General features: G+C 43.8%; 21 protein-coding genes. 20 read left to right on the forward strand and 1 reads right to left on the reverse strand.

The window, feature by feature from the left end; translation table 11 throughout:
- Positions 1 to 394 precede the first annotated feature (394 nt).
- The 20 genes from FD32_RS03015 to FD32_RS03110 all read left to right on the forward strand — a co-directional run bounded on the left by FD32_RS03015 (position 395) and on the right by FD32_RS03110 (position 14,030).
- The gene (locus FD32_RS03015) at positions 395 to 673 is read left to right on the forward strand and encodes a BMC domain-containing protein (protein ID WP_047769530.1); all 279 of its coding nucleotides are present in this window, start codon (positions 395 to 397) and stop codon (positions 671 to 673) included.
- Positions 674 to 736: 63 nt separating this feature from the next.
- A complete protein-coding gene (gene pduB, locus FD32_RS03020; RefSeq protein ID WP_047769528.1) occupies positions 737 to 1,456 on the forward strand; it encodes a propanediol utilization microcompartment protein PduB in 720 nt (239 codons plus the stop codon).
- Positions 1,457 to 1,482: 26 nt separating this feature from the next.
- Positions 1,483 to 3,159: a propanediol/glycerol family dehydratase large subunit gene (locus tag FD32_RS03025; RefSeq protein ID WP_056962104.1), complete on the forward strand. Its 1,677-nt coding sequence runs from the start codon at positions 1,483 to 1,485 to the stop codon at positions 3,157 to 3,159.
- Positions 3,160 to 3,182: 23 nt separating this feature from the next.
- Positions 3,183 to 3,881 carry a propanediol/glycerol family dehydratase medium subunit gene (locus tag FD32_RS03030; protein WP_047767747.1) on the forward strand — a complete coding sequence of 233 codons (699 nt, stop codon included), beginning with the start codon at positions 3,183 to 3,185 and terminating at the stop codon, positions 3,879 to 3,881.
- 14 nt (positions 3,882 to 3,895) lie between these two features.
- Positions 3,896 to 4,411, forward strand: a complete 516-nt coding sequence (locus FD32_RS03035; protein WP_047767749.1) for a diol dehydratase small subunit — start codon at positions 3,896 to 3,898, stop codon at positions 4,409 to 4,411.
- 28 nt (positions 4,412 to 4,439) lie between these two features.
- A complete protein-coding gene (locus FD32_RS03040) occupies positions 4,440 to 6,290 on the forward strand; it encodes a diol dehydratase reactivase subunit alpha (RefSeq protein WP_047767751.1) in 1,851 nt (616 codons plus the stop codon).
- A complete protein-coding gene (locus FD32_RS03045; RefSeq protein ID WP_235803746.1) occupies positions 6,280 to 6,654 on the forward strand; it encodes a glycerol dehydratase reactivase beta/small subunit family protein in 375 nt (124 codons plus the stop codon). The genes FD32_RS03040 and FD32_RS03045 overlap by 11 nt, the downstream gene beginning before the upstream one ends.
- Positions 6,655 to 6,668: 14 nt before the next feature.
- Positions 6,669 to 7,244 carry a BMC domain-containing protein gene (locus FD32_RS03050; RefSeq protein WP_235803747.1) on the forward strand — a complete coding sequence of 192 codons (576 nt, stop codon included), beginning with the start codon at positions 6,669 to 6,671 and terminating at the stop codon, positions 7,242 to 7,244.
- 9 nt (positions 7,245 to 7,253) lie between these two features.
- On the forward strand, positions 7,254 to 7,544 hold the full coding sequence (locus FD32_RS03055; RefSeq protein WP_272946028.1) for a BMC domain-containing protein: 291 nt from the start codon (positions 7,254 to 7,256) through the stop codon (positions 7,542 to 7,544).
- 162 nt (positions 7,545 to 7,706) lie between these two features.
- Complete coding sequence (pduM, locus tag FD32_RS03060) at positions 7,707 to 8,210, forward strand: PduM family microcompartment protein (protein ID WP_056962105.1); 504 nt, start codon at positions 7,707 to 7,709, stop codon at positions 8,208 to 8,210.
- Positions 8,198 to 8,467, forward strand: coding sequence for a EutN/CcmL family microcompartment protein (locus FD32_RS03065; RefSeq protein ID WP_191980298.1), 270 nt, complete (start codon positions 8,198 to 8,200; stop codon positions 8,465 to 8,467). Before pduM ends, FD32_RS03065 begins: the two co-directional genes overlap by 13 nt.
- Before the next feature lie 17 nt (positions 8,468 to 8,484).
- The gene (locus FD32_RS03070; protein ID WP_047768422.1) at positions 8,485 to 9,072 is read left to right on the forward strand and encodes a cob(I)yrinic acid a,c-diamide adenosyltransferase; all 588 of its coding nucleotides are present in this window, start codon (positions 8,485 to 8,487) and stop codon (positions 9,070 to 9,072) included.
- Between the two features lie 3 nt (positions 9,073 to 9,075).
- Complete coding sequence (locus FD32_RS03075) at positions 9,076 to 9,600, forward strand: GlcG/HbpS family heme-binding protein (RefSeq protein WP_053003036.1); 525 nt, start codon at positions 9,076 to 9,078, stop codon at positions 9,598 to 9,600.
- A gap of 54 nt (positions 9,601 to 9,654) precedes the next feature.
- Positions 9,655 to 10,776, forward strand: coding sequence for a 1-propanol dehydrogenase PduQ (locus FD32_RS03080; RefSeq protein ID WP_047768420.1), 1,122 nt, complete (start codon positions 9,655 to 9,657; stop codon positions 10,774 to 10,776).
- A gap of 28 nt (positions 10,777 to 10,804) precedes the next feature.
- Complete coding sequence (locus FD32_RS03085) at positions 10,805 to 11,149, forward strand: BMC domain-containing protein (RefSeq protein WP_047768418.1); 345 nt, start codon at positions 10,805 to 10,807, stop codon at positions 11,147 to 11,149.
- A 136-nt stretch (positions 11,150 to 11,285) separates the two neighbouring features.
- Entirely contained in the window at positions 11,286 to 12,068 is a 783-nt protein-coding gene (locus FD32_RS03090) for a tyrosine-protein phosphatase (protein ID WP_047768416.1), read from the forward strand.
- 30 nt (positions 12,069 to 12,098) lie between these two features.
- Positions 12,099 to 12,653: a cadmium resistance transporter gene (locus tag FD32_RS03095; protein WP_047768414.1), complete on the forward strand. Its 555-nt coding sequence runs from the start codon at positions 12,099 to 12,101 to the stop codon at positions 12,651 to 12,653.
- 16 nt (positions 12,654 to 12,669) lie between these two features.
- Positions 12,670 to 13,206 carry an NADPH-dependent FMN reductase gene (locus FD32_RS03100; RefSeq protein ID WP_053003033.1) on the forward strand — a complete coding sequence of 179 codons (537 nt, stop codon included), beginning with the start codon at positions 12,670 to 12,672 and terminating at the stop codon, positions 13,204 to 13,206.
- A 183-nt stretch (positions 13,207 to 13,389) separates the two neighbouring features.
- Positions 13,390 to 13,755: a type II toxin-antitoxin system RelE/ParE family toxin gene (locus FD32_RS03105; protein ID WP_047768412.1), complete on the forward strand. Its 366-nt coding sequence runs from the start codon at positions 13,390 to 13,392 to the stop codon at positions 13,753 to 13,755.
- A 2-nt stretch (positions 13,756 to 13,757) separates the two neighbouring features.
- On the forward strand, positions 13,758 to 14,030 hold the full coding sequence (locus FD32_RS03110; protein ID WP_047768410.1) for a helix-turn-helix domain-containing protein: 273 nt from the start codon (positions 13,758 to 13,760) through the stop codon (positions 14,028 to 14,030).
- Between the two features lie 252 nt (positions 14,031 to 14,282).
- On the opposite strand, the gene FD32_RS03115 is transcribed toward FD32_RS03110, so the two are convergent.
- Positions 14,283 to 14,714, reverse strand: coding sequence for a EutP/PduV family microcompartment system protein (locus tag FD32_RS03115; RefSeq protein ID WP_047768408.1), 432 nt, complete (start codon positions 14,712 to 14,714; stop codon positions 14,283 to 14,285).
- Between the last annotated feature and the right edge of the window lie 55 nt (positions 14,715 to 14,769).

The raw sequence follows: 14,769 nt of genomic DNA on the forward strand, positions 1-14,769 counted from the left end.
AAAAGTCTAATTTAGGCTGAGAAAAGCCGAAGCTGACGCAGCTCCGGCTAGTTTTCTTGCTTTCAAGTTTCAGTTGTTGAATAAAAAAATAATTCAACGTTCGTTAAGGTTGAAAATGTAATGATTAACTTTTGAATGGTATTGGTGTCCTTTGGTAAAAAAGTAGCCTCTTGCATTATTTATAACCCCTATCATGATAAAAAATATAACATCCTATATCGCTATTTTATTACAAAATTATGATTAATTGAATAATTTTTAGCTCTATTTTGTTATTTTGCACTATTTAGTTGTTTAGGGACAACAATATAGGACAACCAATATGTTATAGAATGAACATGTATCAAGTGGTAAGCGCTTTCGCTTATTAGATTTTATGCTAGGAGGCTTTCTTATGGATCAAGAAGCACTTGGACTGATTGAAACCAAGGGATTAGTTGCTTCAATCGAAGCTGCCGATTCAATGGTAAAGGCTGCTAATGTTACTTTAGTTGGTCAAGAAAAGATTGGTCGCGGATTAGTTACAGTTATGGTACGTGGGGATGTTGGTGCCGTTAAAGCTGCCGTCGAAGCTGGTGTACAAGCTGCTGAAAATATTGGTGAAGTACATTCAAGCTATGTAATTCCTCGTCCGCAAGCAGACATCGAAAAGATTTTGCCACACAAGGAATAGTTGAAAACCCCAGAGTTGGGGCCTGATATTAGATAGTTGTTTATAGTCAGGAGGCAATTTTATATGAATGACTTTCTGAATTCTACTAGTACTGTTCCAGAGTTTGTCGGTGCTAGCAAAGCGGGAGACACGATTGGGTTAGTTATCCCAAGTGTTGACCAAGCATTATTAGACAAGCTGCACGTTAATAAGCAGTACAAGACACTTGGAATTATTAGTGACCGGACAGGTGCCGGTCCACAAATCATGGCGATGGATGAAGGTGTCAAGGCAACTAATATGGACACCATTGACGTTGAATGGCCACGTGATACTAAGGGTGGCGGTGGCCATGGTTCTTTGATTATTGTTGGTGGGGACGACCCTGCTGATGCTCGTCAAGCGGTTCAAGTTGCGCTTGATAACATTCACCGGACAATGGGCGATGTTTACAACTCACCTGCTGGCCACCTTGAATTGCAGTTCACCGCACGTGCTTCTAACTGTGCCCGTGTTGGTTTAGGTGCTGTTGAGGGCAAAGCATTTGGTTTGATTTGTGGATGCCCATCGGGAATTGGTCTTGTAATGGCTGATAAAGCTTTGAAGACAGCTGGCGTTGAGCCAATTGCATTCAGTACACCAAGTCATGGTACTAGCTTCTCAAACGAAGGTAGTTTAACCATTACTGGTGACTCGGGTGCCGTTCGTCAAGCGGTAATGGCTGGTCGTGAAATTGGTTTGAAGCTATTAGGCGAACTCGCAAGTAGCGAACCGAAGAATGATTTCCCATCTTATATTAAGTAGTAAGTTCTAAGAGGAGGAACTACTTTATGAAACGTCAAAAACGATTTGAAGCATTGAAAAAGCGGCCGATTCATAAAGATACATTCGTTGATGAATGGCCAGATGAAGGATTTGTTGCAATGATGGGTCCTAATGACCCTAAGCCAAGTATCAAAGTTGAAAATGGTGTCATCACTGAAATGGATGGCAAGAAGCGTGAAGACTTTGATTTGATTGACTTATACATTGCAAAGTACGCCATCAATATTGACAACGTTGAAAAGGTTATGGCAACTGATTCAACCAAGATTGCACGGATGCTTGTTGATCCGAACGTATCACGGGATGAAGTCTTGAAGTACACTTCTGCTTTAACCCCAGCTAAAGCCGAAGAAGTTATCAGTAAGCTTGACTTCGGTGAAATGATTATGGGTGTTAAGAAGATGCGTCCACGGTACAAGCCAGCAAACCAGTGTCACGTTACCAACACTGTTGATAACCCAGTAGAAATTGCTGCTGATGCTGCCGAAGCTGCTCTTCGTGGCTTCCCAGAGCAAGAAACTACTACTGCGGTTGCTCGTTACGCACCGTTCAACGCCATTTCGATTCTGGTTGGTTCACAAACTGGACGTCCAGGTGTTCTTACCCAATGTTCAGTCGAAGAAGCTACTGAACTTCAACTAGGAATGCGTGGGTTCACTGCTTATGCCGAAACCATTTCTGTTTATGGTACTGACCGTGTATTTACCGATGGTGACGATACTCCATGGTCTAAAGGATTCTTGGCATCATGCTATGCATCACGTGGTTTGAAGATGCGGTTTACTTCAGGTGCCGGTTCAGAAGTCTTGATGGGTTACCCAGAAGGTAAGTCAATGCTTTACCTTGAAGCTCGTTGTATCTTACTTACCAAGGGTTCCGGTGTTCAAGGCCTGCAAAACGGTGCTGTAAGTTGTATTTCGATGCCGGGTGCCGTTCCTAATGGTTTACGTGAAGTCCTTGGTGAAAACCTTCTTTGCATGATGTGCGATATCGAATGTGCTTCTGGTTGTGACCAGACATTCTCAGCATCAGACATGCGGCGGACTGAACGGTTTATGGGTCAATTCATCGGTGGTACTGACTACATTTGTTCTGGATACGCTGCCGAAGATAACTATGATAACACCTTTGCCGGATCAAACACCGATGTCAATGACTATGATGATATGTACGTCATGGAACGTGACCTTGGTCAAAACTATGGTATTCACCCAGTAAGTGAAGAAGATGTTATTAAGATCCGGAACAAGGCTGCTAAGGCTCTTCAAGCTGTCTTTGATGCCCTTGGCCTTCCTAAGATTACTGATGAAGAAGTTGAAGCTGCTACCTATGCAAATACTCATGATGATATGCCAAAGCGTGACATGGTTGCAGATATGAAGGCTGCTCAAAACATGATGGACCGTGGCATTACTGCGATTGACCTTATCAAGGCATTAGCTGATAATGGTTATCCTGAAGTTGCTCAAGCTACCCTTGACCTTCAAAAGCAAAAGGTTTGCGGTGACTACCTTCAAACTTCATCAATCTTTGATAGCAAGTGGAACGTTAACTCAGCTGTCAACAATCCAAACACTTATCAAGGACCAGGTACAGGTTATCGTCTATATGAAGATAAAGATGAATGGAAGAAGATTAAGGCTCTTCCATGGGCCCTTGATCCTGAACATCTAAAACTGTAATGAAATAAGTGGGAGGTATTTTTATGGCTGATATTGATGAGAACTTAGTACGACAGATAGTACAAGAAGTTCTAGCACAAACAAAGAATGTCGATACACCAATTGATTTTGGTAAAAATAGTTCTACAGCAACTGCCACTAAGCAACAAGCTAACAGTAAAGCAGTCCCTGAAAAGAAAGTTGACTGGTTCCAACCAGTAGGTGAGGCTAAGCCAGGTTACTCGAAGGATGAAGTTGTAATTGCTGTTGGGCCAGCATTTGCAACTGTTCTTGATAAAACGATGACTGGTGTTCCCCACAGGGAAGTTCTTCGTCAGGTAATTGCCGGAATTGAAGAAGAAGGGCTTAAGGCACGGGTTGTTAAAGTCTACCGGACTTCAGATGTTGGTTTCATGGCTGTCCAAGGTGATCATCTATCTGGATCAGGAATTGCTGTCGGTATCCAATCCAAGGGTACGGCAATCATTCACCAAAAGGATGAAGACCCACTGAGTAACTTGGAATTGTTCCCACAAGCTCCAGTTTTGACTCCAGAAACATTCCGGGCAATTGGTAAGAATGCGGCAATGTACGCTAAGGGCGAGACTCCTGAACCAGTTCCAGCAGTTAACGATGCCTTAGCACGTGCTCACTACCAAGCAATTGCTGCCATTATGCACATTCGGGAAACCCACCAAGTAGTTGTTGGTAAGCCTGAAGAAGAAATTAAGGTAACATTTTAACGGGAGGCAGAACAATGAGCGAAATTGACGATTTAGTTAAAAAGATAACTCAGCAACTTGGAGAGCAATCCACCAGTGCTGCTAGTTCAAAGACAGGGGCCACTTCTGTTCCGGATAACATGGGCAGAAATGATTACCCACTTTATGGCAAGCACCGTAACCTGGTAAAAACACCAACAGGCAAGAACCTTGACGACATTAATCTAAATAGTATTAAGAATGACCAAATCAAGGGTGACGAAATGCGGATTACCCCTGAGGCATTGAAGATGCAAGGTGAAATTGCTGCTTCAGCTGGTCGTCCTGCTATTCAAAAGAACTTCCAACGGGCTGCTGAATTAACTAAGGTTCCAGATGCTCGGTTACTGCAAATGTACAATGCTTTACGGCCATACCGTTCCAGCAAACAAGATCTTCTTGATATTGCTGATGAACTCCGTAACAAGTACAACGCTCCAATCTGTGCTGCTTGGTTTGAAGAAGCCGCTAAGTACTACGAAAGCCGGAAGAAGCTTAAGGGCGACAACTAGTATTGAAATAGAGTAGGGAGTTTTAGTTATGGCAACGGAAAAAGTTATTGGTGTTGATATTGGAAATTCTTCAACGGAAGTTGCCTTAGCCGATGTTGCTGACAATGGTGACGTGAATGTTATTAATTCTGGAATAGCGGCCACTACTGGTATTAAAGGAACTAAACAGAACCTTGTCGGCATTCGGAATTCAATTAATCAAGTATTGAAAAAGTCTAATCTTTCAATCGATGACATTGATTTAATCCGAATTAACGAAGCAACACCAGTTATTGGTGACGTGGCGATGGAAACCATTACGGAAACTATCGTTACGGAATCAACGATGATTGGCCATAATCCTGATACGCCTGGTGGACGCGGAACTGGAGCAGGGTACACCGTCCCCCTTCTTGAGCTAGCTAATAAGACTGATAAGAGCAAGCCATACATTGTGGTTGTTCCAAAGCAGGTCGACTTTGAAGATGCTGCTAAGTTAATTAATGCTTACGTTGCAGCTGGTTATAAGATTACAGCGGCAATCTTGCAAAACGATGATGGTGTTTTAATTGATAATCGGTTAAATAAGATGATTCCAATTGTCGATGAAGTTGCCATGATTGACAAGGTTCCTCTTAACATGCTGGCAGCGGTTGAGGTTGCCGGGCCTGGACAAGTAATTTCACAACTGTCTAACCCTTATGGTATTGCAACGCTGTTCAGCTTGACGCCAGAGGAAACGAAGAATATCGTGCCTATTTCACGGGCATTGATTGGTAACCGTTCCGCAGTGGTTATTAAGACCCCAGCTGGGGATGTTAAAGCGCGGGTAATTCCTGCAGGTAAGATTAACATCACTGGCACGAATGGTGAGCATGAAGACGTTGATGTTGCTGCCGGATCCGACAAAATTATGGATACTGTTTCCGATTTCCGGTCGATTCAGGATATCACTGGTGAGTCGGGTACTAATGTTGGCGGAATGCTTGAGAAAGTCCGTCAGACAATGGCCGACTTAACTGGCAAGCAAAACAAGGATATTGCAATTCAAGATTTGCTGGCGGTTGACACCCAAGTACCTGTTAAGGTCCGGGGTGGACTTGCTGGTGAATTCTCAAACGAATCAGCGGTTGGGATTGCGGCAATGGTTAAGTCAGACCACCTACAAATGGAAATGATTGCCAAGTTAATCGAACAGGAATTCCACACAAAGGTTGAAATTGGTGGGGCAGAAGTTGAATCTGCCATCCGTGGGGCGCTGACTACTCCAGGGACCACAAAGCCAATTGCTATCCTTGACCTCGGTGCTGGTTCGACCGATGCTTCAATTATTAATAAGGAGAACAAGACGGTTGCTATTCACCTGGCTGGTGCCGGTGACATGGTAACAATGATTATCAACTCCGAGTTAGGGCTTGAAGATCCATACCTAGCTGAAGACATTAAACGTTATCCACTAGCAAAGGTTGAGAACCTGTTCCAGATTCGTCATGAGGATGGCTCAGTTCAATTCTTTGATAAGCCACTGGATTCAGGACTATTTGCCCGAGTTGTTGTTATTAAGCCGGAAGGATACGAACCAATTCCAGGAAATCCAAGCATTGAAAAGGTTAAGATGATTCGACAATCCGCTAAGAAACGTGTCTTTGTAACAAATGCTATTCGGGCCTTACGGATTGTTAGTCCAACTGGTAATATCCGGGATATCCCATATGTTGTTATCGTTGGTGGTTCCGCCCTTGACTTTGAAATTCCACAACTGGTTACGGATGAACTTGCTCACTATAACCTTGTTGCTGGTCGAGGAAACGTTCGAGGTGTCGAAGGTCCACGGAACGCTGTTGCTACTGGATTAGTACTACGGTATGGAGAGGAAAGAAGGAAGCAGCATGAGAACTGATGCAACTGATCGTCCGGCAATTATTTTCGGCCTACAACCAGGTGCCAGTGTTACTTCCGATATGAAGCCGCTCTTTAACGGAATCGAAGAAGAACAGATTCCATCGGCAACGCGTGAAATTGATGTTGCCGATGTTGTTCAGCGGGCTTACCAATCGGCCTTGAGTTCACGGCTGTCAGTAGGAATTGCCAATGATGGCAATCGTTTTATCGTTCACTATAAGAACCTTAAGGAAGACCAGCCATTGTTTGATGAAGTGATTACTGATCGTCAACAGTTACGTGATCTGGGTTCAAATGCTGCCCGTCTCGTCAAGGGAATTCCATTTAAGGGAATTACGTATAAAGGCAAAGGAACAAGATGAACAGGTGATTTTATATGATGCAATCTTTAGGATTTGTAGAATGTGATGGATTATCTGGTGCGCTTGTTGCTGCCGACCGGATGCTCAAGACAGCGAATGTTAAGCTAGAAGGCATCCACCAGAACATGGGCATTGACTGGGTTACCGTAAAGGTTTCTGGTGATATTTCTGCTGTGTCAGTTGCAGTTGAAACGATTAAGGAAACAATGCCTAAGGTCTATGTCACATCAACGGTTCTTGGTAGTCCAGCAAAGGGAACTGACAGGTTAGGGAATACCGACATTGCCCTGTTCCTAAAGAAAAAGGACAGTGCTAAGGAACCGCCAATTAAGGAAGAACCTGTGAAGGAAGCAAAGCCTGCTTCACCTACCACTCCGGTAGAAGAAGCGGAAAAGCCAGTAACAGATTCAACGCCTTCTGAGTCAGCAACGGAGACATCAACTAAGGACTCTGCTGATGCTGACGATGGCAGTGATAAGAATCAGGATAGTCAAAAAGCAACTTGTAATCTTTGTGGTGATCCTAAGTGTCCAAGAAAACTTGGCGAGCCACACAAGAAGTGCATTCACTACAAGGAATTAAAAAAATAGGAGGAATTTATTATGAATAACGCATTAGGAATGATCGAAACTCGGGGCTTAGTTGCATCAATCGAAGCTGCCGATCAAATGGTAAAGGCTGCTAACGTTCAAATGACTGGACAAGAAAAGATTGGTAGTGGATTGGTAACTGTTATGATCCGTGGTGATGTTGGTGCCGTTAAGGCTGCCGTTGACGCTGGTGTTCAAGCAGCTGAAAACGTTGGTGAAGTTGTATCATCTTACGTAATCCCACGTCCACACGATGAAGTTGAAAAGATTTTGCCAAAGGTTAACGACGACGCTGAATAATTCTAAGTGAATTATCACAGGTGCATTGGCTGGCAGGGTTCTGAACACCAGTAAGCTAACATTCGGAATACTTGCCTACTATGCGGGGGTGGGAAGATGAAATCATATGTGATAGCTTCTTCCCACTCCCAATCTTGTAAAGAAACTCTAGGGGGTGTGTTGATGGATGACCTAATAGAAGAGGTTATACAACGGTTGAAAGAACGGCAGAACAGTGAAACAACCGTCACTTTTGACCAGCAGATAAACCCACCCGATGAGCAAACCTTTATTAATCACGAGAAAGTCATTCTTGAGGATACTTCAATTAGCTTTATCGCTGATTTGTACTCAATGAAAAATGATAATCCTTGGGTAGCTTGGATTCTACAGGGGATTAAATACGGTGTGCGTTTCTTTATTAAGATTGATAAACAGATGGTTAGCTTTATCCCAAGAATGATGGTTCTAGACTGGCCAATCATATTTGTTGTTGGTGACAAGTCACCATTGATTGCAAGTCGTGGCCGAATCATTTCAAGAGGCGAAATTGCGGCTTTTCCAGACAATTCAATTCTTGTTAAGTACTACAAACAATTTCTTACTGATGAAGCAAAGGATATTTGTCGGTATAAAAATATTACAGTTAAAGTTAGGACTGAAGAAGATTGTATATGGCTAAAGTAGTGGGAAGCGTTGTTTCCACACAAAAAGATCCATCATTAATTGGAAAAAAGTTGATGATTGTGCAACCAGTTGATTCCGACAGGAAGAATATTCGTCATGAGGAAGTGGCTGCTGACTATGTCAATTCCGGAATTGGTGAATATGTATTAGTCGTTAGAGGTGCTGGTGCTCGACGCGCCGATAAAGGGGCTAATAAGAGTCCAGAAGACGTCACTGATTGTGCAATTGTCGGAATAATTGATCGTTTTGATAAATAGAAAATGGAGGAATCGTAATGGCTATTTACACAAAAGGTGGTGACAAAGGTAAGACAAGCTTGTTTGATGGTGCAAGGGTCGAAAAGGACTCGTTGCGTGTTGATACTTACGGGACGTTTGATGAACTAAATGCCAATATTAGTTTGGCAGATAAGTTTTGCCAAAATCCAGAAAATAAGAAACTTTTGCAAACCATAGAATATAAGATGTTCTTCTTGCAAGGTGAGATTGCGACAGAAAATGTTGAGACCTTTGCCAAACACAGCAAGCTGATTACCGATAATGATACTCACCAATTAGAGCATGTTATAGATGAGTATTTAGCCAAACTGCCTAAAGTACACAGCTTCATTTTGCCGGGAGCTAGTGTTGCTGGGGCACAGCTTCATATTTGTCGGACGGTATGCCGTCGTGCTGAACGGAACTTTGTAAAACTGTCACGGACAGTAAGTTTCCGTCCAGAATTGGAACGCTATATTAACCGCTTATCTGACTTTCTTTATGTCATAGCTCGTGAAGAAGACTATGAGGATTATGTAAATAAATTAACTGATAAAGTACTCAAGATTTATCAACTTTATCAGGCTTCAAAGGATGTGCGTTAAACAATGGATGAAGATCAACTTAAAAAAGTTATTCGTAACATTATGAGTGAAACTCAAAGTAAGAGCAGTTCTTCAACAAACGTATCTGGAACAATTAAGGAAAGCTCACTTTATGCAATGTTTGATCGTCACAAGATGGAACGTGTGATTGATGCAGCTGTTGACAAGGCCAATGAAATTGGCGTTGGTGTAACAATTGCCATCATGAAGAATAATCAAGTTCTTCAAATGAGCTACCACATGCCAAATGCTAACTTAGTAAGTTGTACGCTTGCTCCAAAGAAAGCATGGTCGGCCTTAGCAATGAAGGAACCAACTAAGGATATTAGCCCCGATATCCAACCAGGTGCAGGTCTGTATCAAATGGAAACCATGCTCGATGGTCGTCTGGCATCATTTGCTGGCGGGATTCCGTTGGTTATTGATGGCAAGATGATTGGTTCAATTGGCGTTAGCGGTGGTCTTGTTGAAGAAGACGAAGCCATTTGTGAAGCCGCTGTTGCTGCATTCCTTAAGGAAACTAAGTAACAGTAAAGCAAACGTAAATTCTCTTTATCGCTGAATTAATTTTGGAGGCAACTTATGGAAAAATATAGTATGCCAACCCGGATTTACTCGGGTACTGATAGCTTAGATAAGCTTAATGAATTTAAAAATGAAAGTATTTTGATGGTATGTGATGCCTTTCTGCCAGGTACACCAACACTAAAGAAGATTGAAGACGAAATTGATCCTTCTAACAAGTGTGAAGAATTCTCTGACGTTAAGCCAGATCCACCGCTGACCAACATCATGGAAGGGATCCAACAATTCCTGAAGTTACGGCCAACAATTATGGTTGCTATTGGTGGTGGTTCCGCCATCGATACTGCTAAGGCTATCCGGTTCTTTGGTGAGAAGATCGGTAAGTTAGACATCAAGTGCTTTATTGCTGTTCCAACAACTAGTGGTACTGGTTCTGAAGTTACTAACACAGCCGTTGTTTCTGATACTGAGGCAAAGCGGAAGATTCCAATTTTGGAAGACTACTTAACTCCAGATATTGCTCTTCTGGACCCAGAATTAGTCATGACGGCACCAAAGAGCGTTACTGCATTCTCTGGTATGGACGTTTTGACCCATGCCCTGGAAGCATTGGTTGCCACTAACGCAACGCTGTTCTCTGACGCCTTAGCCGAAGAAGCAATTGATGTTATTACCCACTGCTTGGTAGAATGTTACCAACACGGTGACAACACCAAGGCACGGAAGATCGTCCACGAAGCATCAAATATTGCCGGGACTGCCTTTAACAACGCCGGCTTAGGGATTTGCCACTCAATTGCTCACCAAATCGGTGCTAACTTCCATGTTCCTCATGGCTTGGCTAACACGATGCTTCTCCCATATGTTGTTGCTTACAACACTTCCAATTCGAAGACAGCAATGCACAAGGTCGCTGTTGCTGCTAAGAAGGCAGGAATTGCTGCACCAAGTGTCGGTGACAAGTTGGCCGTTCAACGGATGATTGGTAAGATTCGTCAAATGGCTCGTCAAATGGATTGCCCAATGACCTTGAAGGACTTTGGTGTTGACCCTAAGGACGCTTATGCAGCTGCTGACACAGTTGTTGCTAACGCTAAGAAGGATGCAACATTCCCAACAAACCCAGTTGACCCAACTGATGAAGATTTGAAGAAAGTATATGAAGCTGTTATTCGCTAATACTATACTGTAATGGGGATGGATATTCATGAGTCGTAATATTGAGCGTACAATCCAGGAATATGTTCCTGGTAAACAGGTAACGTTGGCACATATTGTCGCCAATCCTACTCCCGACATTTACGAGAAGCTGGGGATTCAAACGCCAAAGAATGCGTTAGGAATTTTGACCATTACGCCAAGCGAGGCGTCAATCATTGCTGGCGATATTGCTACGAAGTCGAGCAGCGTTACTCTTGGGTTTATAGATCGGTTCAGCGGCTCAGTAGTAATCGTTGGAGAGGTTGCAGAAGTCGAATCAGCTCTAAAGAATGTCATCACTAAGTTGCATGACTTACTGGGATTCGACATTCCTGAAATAACAAGGACATAGTGTTTCAATCATGTGCGAAGCCTCCTACTAATCTTAGGGTGCCTTAACGTGTTACCGAAAAAGTGATTGAAATTAAAAATGGGGCTGGAGAATTACAATTTTCCAGCCTTATTTTTCACAGAAATTAGGGATAATTATGAGTAAAGAACTTAACATTGCTAACGGCGTCAATATTCGTGACCTTGGTGGCTACCCAACTGTCGACGGGACAATGGTAAAGAAACATCAACTTATCCGGAGTGGTTACCTGTCGGACCTTACTTATAAGGACCAGCGAGCCCTTTATGATTACGGTGTACGGACGATTATTGACCTGCGGACCACCGCAGAAGTTCACCAGTATCCGGACCGCCTCCTACCCACGATGAAGGCCATCCGGGCACCCATCCTCCAGGAAAGAATGGGGGATGCGGTCGTGCGAAAACGGGTCTTCAAAGGCCCCGTGAACAATCCCCAGGCCGGCTTTGAACACATGCTCCGCCTTTACCTCCGACTGGTGGCCTCACCGGAAGCCCAGCAGTCCTACCACCGCTTCCTAACGGCCCTAGCCACCGCCCTGCCTAATGGCGGTATCCTGTTTCACTGCTCCACGGGTAAGGACCGTACCGGAATTGCGGCAATGATCGTCCTCCACCTTCTGGGGGTCACGCCAAGGGCAATTCGCCAGGATTACTTACTGACAAATGAATTGTCGGCCGTGCGGGTTAACCAGCGAATGAGTGAGGCCCGCCAGGTTAGTGTTGCTCCCGAATACCTAAAATCAATTTTCGACATTTCAACGGTTCGCCCACTTTATTATGACTTCGCTATGGCGGCAATTAAGTACTTATACGGTGACTTTGATTCGTACGCTAAAAAGCAGCTAAACGTAAACGACGGGCTGGTTAAAGCTTTACGCAGCAATTGCTTAAGTGATTAATATTTCTCAGGACAGGGGATGGTGCGGTTAATGAGCATGTTAGCAATCATTATGGTCTATGTGGGCATTAATATTGATACCTTCATCGCCTTGCTGTTTGTCATTCGTCGTTACCGCATCCTCACGCCAATGGTTGGCTTTATCTTGGCGGAAACGGTTCTATGGATAATTGGGGTGGTGCTCGGCAAGACCATCACGACCATCTTCCCCGACTGGATTACGGGCCTGATGGGCTTTGTCCTCTTGTACCTCGCCTTCCGTTCAGATGATCAGGAGGTCCAGGAGACCAAGAACGGTATCCTTAAAATATTTTTACTTTGCCTGAGCCTCGGTGGCGATAATCTGGCAATTTATATTCCCTGGGCGGGGCCCCTGCATATGTCAGCAATCCTGCTCATCACGGTCGTGTTTTTAGTGAGCTCGGTCATTTCCATCTACCTGATAAAGTTGATATCAAACCTGCGACCATTGACCTTTGTTTTGGAAAAGTACGGCAGTTATTGTACAAGAATTATATATTTTTGCGCCGGCCTCTATATTATTTTTAATAGCCGGGTGCTGGAGCACATTGCCGCTCTACTGTGAGTAAGGAAGTGATAGGATGGTAAATATTGGCGTCCTGGTCGGGAGCCTTAGTAAACATTCTTATAGTCAAAAAATTGCTAATCATTTAATGACGCGGTCACCGGCGGTCAAATTCGTCCAGGTCAATTATGACATTTTGCCGCTGTATAACCCGGACCTAGAAAAGAAGCCGCCGTTAGAGTGGCAGGTTTTCCGGAAGGTAATCGATAAGATGGATGCGCTCCTTATCGTCACCCAGGAATACAATTTCTCAATCCCGGGTGGGTTAAAGAATGCGATTGACGTTGTCTCGGTACCTTCACCGCGTCCCCACATTTATCACAAGCCGGTCTTGCTGGTGACGGACTCGTCGGGGAGCCGTGGTGGGGCGAACGCCAATGCCCATATCCAGCAGATGCTGCGCTACATGGGGATGGACGTGATGAACGCGTTCATTACGATTGGCAATGTTCAACAGGACTTTGACGCCAACGACCGGTTGATTAACCACGATGTAATGACGGAATTAGATAACGCCCTGAATGACTTCATTAAGGGACTAGATGCCAAGTAGGGTGTTGAGTGAGCTCATGTCTTCGGACGTGGGCCTTTTTCTTAGGTTCTTTGTCGATTGGTAGGATGAAAAGAGTAATTAGCGCCAGTAAGTGACTGTGTAAGGTGATTTTGATTGTAATTATAATCTATTTGCTATATGATAAAAGTATAGCAAATAGATTATAATTCAAGGATTATATTTATGTATCAAATTGACTTTTATGAAGATAAAACCGGTTACTCAGATGTTGGAGAGTATATAGAGCACCTTGACAAAAGTAACCAAAAACAAGATCATCAGGTTTTGACAAAGTTGGTGTACCAACTAGAGCTGTTATCCCAGTTGGGGAATCAAATGCATGAACCCCAAGCTAAATTCCTGAAGGGATATCGTCATCCATTGATGGAACTAAGACCCATGCCAGAAAGGTTCTTCTACGCAAGTTGGAATCAAAATCGATTTGTGATTCTTAGTCACTATAAGAAGAAGCAGAATAAAACAGACCCACGTGAAATTGAAGAAGCATTAGATCGGTTAGATGATTGGTTGGAAAGAAAGGGGAAATGATGATGGCAACGTGGAACGATATGAAGAGTAATCTTACTTCAATTAAGTCGGATGAAATGACTGCTATTGAGAGTCTTGCTTACTTGCACGCTCAAAGGGTCAAGAAAGGAATCTCGCAGGTTGAGCTTGCCAACCGTATTGGAATGAGCCAACCACAACTAGCGAAAATTGAAAACATGTCCTCAATCCCTAGTTTTAGTACTTTAACGCGATACGCTAAGGGACTTGGGCTGGTTGCCACGGTTTCTTTTAAACCAATGGCTACTACGATTTAGTTAAGATTCAAATGAAGCTGGGAAAAGCATCAGAGTGCGTCTTTGGCTAGTATAGGGCATTCGCTGCCACTGAATGAGCCAGCGCCGTAATCAATGGACTTGCTTCGCGGCGCTAGACACTAGGAGCACGCTTTTTTTCCGCGATTACTGTATAATATTCGGAGAACTAAAAGACCGATGAAGGACAACCGCCTTCACCGGTCTTTATTATTTCCTACTTGTGTAAGGACGGGCGACCTTTTCCGACATCCACTAGTCGTTCTTTAGTGCTTCTCGTACTTGGTCAATGTTTTGCCCCGTCATTGATGAGATGGGGATGACTTTCTTGACGCCCGCGGTGAGCAGTAATTTGCGGGAGTACTCAATATCATCAGCCGTGGCCTTATCTATCTTGGTCACCAGACCTAAAGTTGGCTTAGGAAAGGCAGAACAGAAGCCGGCCGGGTAGATGAGGCGGCGGTCAGTCGCACTCTGCAAGAGGACCACAATGTCGGCGTCAGTTGACGTTGTCCGCAGGTAGCGCATCATATTGTGGTGCTCCATGTACTCACCGGGAGTATCGATAAAATTAGCCGAAAACTCCAGTGTCTGGGTCTTGTCATACTGAATTTTTTCATTCTTAAGTCGTTGCATTAGCGTGGTCTTACCACAACCGATGGGGCCAATCAACATTGCACGTTTCATTAGGGTCCGTCTGAAAACTTTATTTCAGGCGAATCAGAATCGCCGCCAAGTAAAC

This window comes from Limosilactobacillus panis DSM 6035, from assembly GCF_001435935.1.
GTDB classification, from domain to species: domain Bacteria; phylum Bacillota; class Bacilli; order Lactobacillales; family Lactobacillaceae; genus Limosilactobacillus; species Limosilactobacillus panis.